Source organism: Streptomyces sp. NPDC059564, assembly GCF_042735575.1.
Classification (GTDB): domain Bacteria; phylum Actinomycetota; class Actinomycetes; order Streptomycetales; family Streptomycetaceae; genus Streptomyces.
The window spans coordinates 1-4,141 of record NZ_JBHWBP010000507.1; the positions used below are offsets into that span (position 1 = coordinate 1).

The 4,141-nt window shown below is 72.0% G+C and carries 4 protein-coding genes; all 4 read left to right on the forward strand.

What is annotated here, in order from left to right; all coding sequences use genetic code 11:
• Positions 1–3: 3 nt before the first annotated feature.
• Positions 4–1,353: a discoidin domain-containing protein gene (locus tag ACFV0Q_RS39125; protein ID WP_385012552.1), complete on the forward strand. Its 1,350-nt coding sequence runs from the start codon at positions 4–6 to the stop codon at positions 1,351–1,353.
• Positions 1,353–2,615, forward strand: a complete 1,263-nt coding sequence (locus tag ACFV0Q_RS39130; RefSeq protein WP_385012547.1) for an MFS transporter — start codon at positions 1,353–1,355, stop codon at positions 2,613–2,615. The genes ACFV0Q_RS39125 and ACFV0Q_RS39130 overlap by 1 nt, the downstream gene beginning before the upstream one ends.
• Positions 2,612–3,598: a hypothetical protein gene (locus tag ACFV0Q_RS39135; protein WP_385012549.1), complete on the forward strand. Its 987-nt coding sequence runs from the start codon at positions 2,612–2,614 to the stop codon at positions 3,596–3,598. The genes ACFV0Q_RS39130 and ACFV0Q_RS39135 overlap by 4 nt, the downstream gene beginning before the upstream one ends.
• A gap of 140 nt (positions 3,599–3,738) precedes the next feature.
• Positions 3,739–4,141 (forward strand): NAD-dependent epimerase/dehydratase family protein (locus ACFV0Q_RS39140; protein WP_385012550.1); only part of this gene is annotated, 403 nt, incomplete at its 3' end.

A 4,141-nucleotide genomic window follows, 5' to 3' on the forward strand; every position in this document is an offset into this window, starting at 1 on the left:
GGCATGCACCTGTACGCCTCCACCCCACCCACCCCCACCACCCGTCGGCTTCGGCCCGTCCTCCTCGTAGTGACCGCGGTGCTCGCACTCGTCGCCGGGCTCCTCCTCGCCTGGCCCGGCCGGGCGGGAGCCGCGGCCGACCCGCTCATCTCGCGCGGCAAGCCCGCCACCGCCTCCTCCACGGAGAGCTCCTCGCTCGGCGCCGCCAACGCCTTCGACGGCGCCGCCTCGACCCGCTGGGCCAGCGCCGAGGGCAAGGACCCGCAGTGGATCCGCGTCGACCTCGGGGCCGGCGCCACCGTCTCCCGGGTCAAGCTGACCTGGGAGTCCGCCTACGCCAAGGCCTACCGCGTCGAGGTCTCCGCCGACGGCACGACCTGGACCAGGATCGCCGAGGAGAAGGCCGGCAACGGCGGCACGGACGACCTCGCCGGCCTCTCCGGCAAGGGCAGGTACCTGCGCGTGTACGGCACCGCGCGCGGCACGGCGTACGGCTACTCCCTCTTCGAGGCCGAGGTGTACGGCACCGTCGACGGCGGTCCGCCCCCCGGCAGCGGCGCCTTCACCGTCGTCGCGGCCGGTGACATCGCCGCCCAGTGCACAGCCTCCGACAGCGGCTGCGCACACCCGAAGACCGCCGCCCTGGCCCGGCAGATCGACCCGAAGTTCTACCTGACGATGGGCGACAACCAGTACGACGACGCCCGGATCGCCGACTTCCGCGCCTACTACGACAAGAGCTGGGGCACCTTCAAGGACAAGACCCACCCCGTACCCGGCAACCACGAAACGTACGACCCGGCCGGCTCCCTCGCCGGATACAAGGCGTACTTCGGGAACATCGCCTACCCGCAGGGCAAGAGCTACTACAGCTTCGACGAGGGCAACTGGCACTTCATCGCCCTCGACTCCAACGCCTTCGACCAGGCCGCCCAGATCGACTGGCTCAAGGCCGACCTCGCCGCCAACGGCAAGCAGTGCACAGCCGCCTACTGGCACCACCCGCTGTACTCCTCGGGCGGACACGGCAACGACCCCGTCTCCAAGCCCGTCTGGAAGATCCTCTACGCCGCCAAGGCCGACCTGGTCCTCAACGGACACGACCACCACTACGAGCGGTTCGCGCCGCAGAACCCCGACGGCAAGGCGGCCGCCGACGGGATCGTGGAGATCGTCGGCGGCATGGGCGGCGCCGAGCCCTACCCGATCGAGCAGGTGCAGCCCAACAGCCAGAAGCGCATCAGCGGCCAGTACGGGGTCCTGAAGCTCGACTTCACGGACTCGGGCTACAGCTGGACCTACGTCGCCGCCGACGGGGTCAAGGACACCAGCCCGAAGTACAGCTGTCACTGATGTACCTGGCCAACACCGGCCGCCCGGACGCGCCGCCCCGCCCCCTCGGGGCCCGGCGGCGCGTCCCCGCAACCGTCATCGCGCTGGGCGCGGTCAGCCTCGTCACCGATGTCTCCTCGGAGATGGTCACGGCCGTGCTGCCGCTCTACCTCGTCCTGGGCCTCGGTCTCTCACCCCTCCAATTCGGCTTCCTGGACGGCATGTTCAACGGAGCCACCGCGCTCGTGCGACTCCTGGGCGGCCGACTCGCCGACCGCGGTGGCCGTCACAAGCGGGTCGCCGGCGCGGGCTACCTGCTCTCCGCGCTGTCCCGGCTCGGCCTGCTCCTCGCTGGCGGCGCCACCGCGGGAATCGCCGCCTCGCTCGCCGCCGACCGACTCGGCAAGGGCGTGCGCACCGCCCCGCGCGACGCGCTGATCTCGCTCAGCGGCCCGCCGGAGACACTGGGCCGCGCCTTCGGCGTGCACCGCGCCATGGACACCACCGGTGCACTCCTCGGTCCGCTCGCAGCCTTCGCCGTGCTGTGGGCGACCGCCGACGCCTACGACGCGGTCTTCGCCGTCAGCTTCTGCGCGGGCCTGCTCGGCGTGCTGCTCCTCGTCCTGTACGTCCCCTCCGCCGCCCCCGCACCACCGGTCCGGCCAACACCCCTCCAGCACGCGGCACTTCGTGACCCCGCCTTCCGCCGCATCCTGTACGCGGCCTCCCTGCTCGGAGCCGCCACCATCGGCGACTCGTTCCTCTACCTGCTCATCCAGCGCGGCCTCGACCTGCCGCCCGCCCTCTTCGCGCTGCTGCCGCTCGGCGCCGCCGCCGGATACCTGCTGCTCGCCGTCCCGGCCGGCCGCATCGCCGACCGCTTCGGGCGCCGGCTGCCGTTCCTGGCCGGACACGCCGCGCTGCTCGGCGCGTACGCCGTCCTGCTGCTCCCGGTCGCCTGGCCGACCGCGGTCGCGGTGCTGGCACTCCTCGGCGTCTTCTACGCCTCCACCGACGGGGTCCTGATGGCGCTGGCCGGTCCGCTGCTGCCCGCCCACCGCCGGGCCGGCGGGCTCGCGGTGCTCCAGACCGGGCAGGTACTGGCCCGGCTGCTGGGCGCGGCGGGCTTCGGGGCCGCCTGGACCTTCTGGGGGCAGGGGCCGGCCCTGGGGACGGCGGCGCTCGCGCTCGCGGGCGCGCTCGCGGCCGCCTGGCACATCCTGCCCGCCCCGGCTCCCGATCCGGCTGCCGCACCCCCCGTCGACGCCCCGGAGGCGCCGTGAATCACCGCCCGTCACCACTCCGCCGCCTCGCCCTCGTCGTGCTCGCCGTCCTGCTGCTCGGGGGTGGCTCCCTGGGCTACGTACTGCACGCCAGGCACCGCGACCTCCCGACGGCCGCCGGGGACGGATCGTTCAGCCTGGCCGCCCCCGGGCTCTACTACCGGGACTCGGCCACCGGACACGTCGCCCGCCGGAGCGGCACCGGCGGGCCTCCCGCCACGGGGGGACCCGCCTGCGAGCGCTTCTACACCGCGGGGGAGCGCGCCCTGTGCCTGCGCAAGCTGCCCGGCATCCCGGCCCGCACCCAAGCCCTCGTACTGGACCGGCAGCTCCGCGAGGTCAAACGCGTGACCGTACCCGGGATCCCCAACCGGGCCCGCGTCTCGGCCTCGGGGAACGTGCTGTCGTGGACGACCTTCGCGGTCGGCGACTCCTATGCCACGACCGCGTTCTCCACCCGGACCTCCATCCTCGACCTGCGCACCGGCTACCTGATCAAATCGATGGAGGAGATCCCGCTGACCATCGACGGCACCCGTTACCACGCCCCCGACGTCAACTACTGGGGAGTGACCTTCGCCCGCGACGACAACCGCTTCTACGCCACGGTGTCGACCAAGGGCCGCACCCACCTCGTCGAGGGGGACCTGCGCAACTGGTCGGCGAAGGCGTTGCGCGAGAACGTCGAATGCCCGTCGCTGTCACCGGACAACACCCGCATCGCCTTCAAGAAGAAGGTCTCCGACAACCCCGCCGCACCCTGGCGGCTGTACGTCCTGGACCTGGCGGACATGCGCGAACACCCGCTCGTGGAGACGCGCAGCGTCGACGACCAGGCGGCCTGGCTGGACGACAAGACCGTCGGCTACTCCCTCCCAGGAGGCGAAGGACGCGTCGGCGACATCTGGTCGGTCCCGGCGGACGGCACGGGCGCCCCCCGCCTCCTGATCCCCGGCGGCTCTTCCCCGGCCGCCGCGAACTGACTACAACCGCAAGAGGGCGAACCCCGAGGCCACCACCCGCAGGACTCGGAGCCGCTGTACATCGATCAACAGTCTCCCTTAATACGTATCCAGTAAGTCAGTACTTCTGCTGATGACGATGGGTCTCCAGGATGGGGGACATGCAAAAGATCTGCGTCATCGGCGGAAGCCGGTACTTCGGAAAGCTTCTGGTCAAGCGCCTGCAGGCCGCAGGCCACCAGGTCACTGTGATCAACCGCGGCTCCACCCCGTCGCCCGCCGGCGTCGAGCACCTCGTTGTCGACCGGAACGACGAGGCCGCCCTGACGGCCGCGCTCGACTCCCGCACCTTCGACGTCGTGGTGGACCAGGTCTGCTACACCCCGGTGCAGGCCGCTATCGCCGCCCGCGCCTTTGCCGGCCGAACCCGGCGCTACGTCATGACCTCCACGATCGAGGTCTACGACCCCGCGACCGCGGCGCTGCCGGCTGTGCCGGCAGGCACGCCGGTGCCGGAGGAGCTCGTGGACCCGGCCACCTGGCCGGTGGCCGTGGACCTGCCCC

What these genes read in the sequence shown, in the direction of transcription:
- ACFV0Q_RS39125 (WP_385012552.1), top strand. Translation starts at nt 4, where the DNA reads ATGCACCTGTACGCCTCCACCCCACCCACCCCCACCACCCGTCGGCTT.
- ACFV0Q_RS39130 (WP_385012547.1), top strand. Translation starts at nt 1,353, where the DNA reads ATGTACCTGGCCAACACCGGCCGCCCGGACGCGCCGCCCCGCCCCCTC.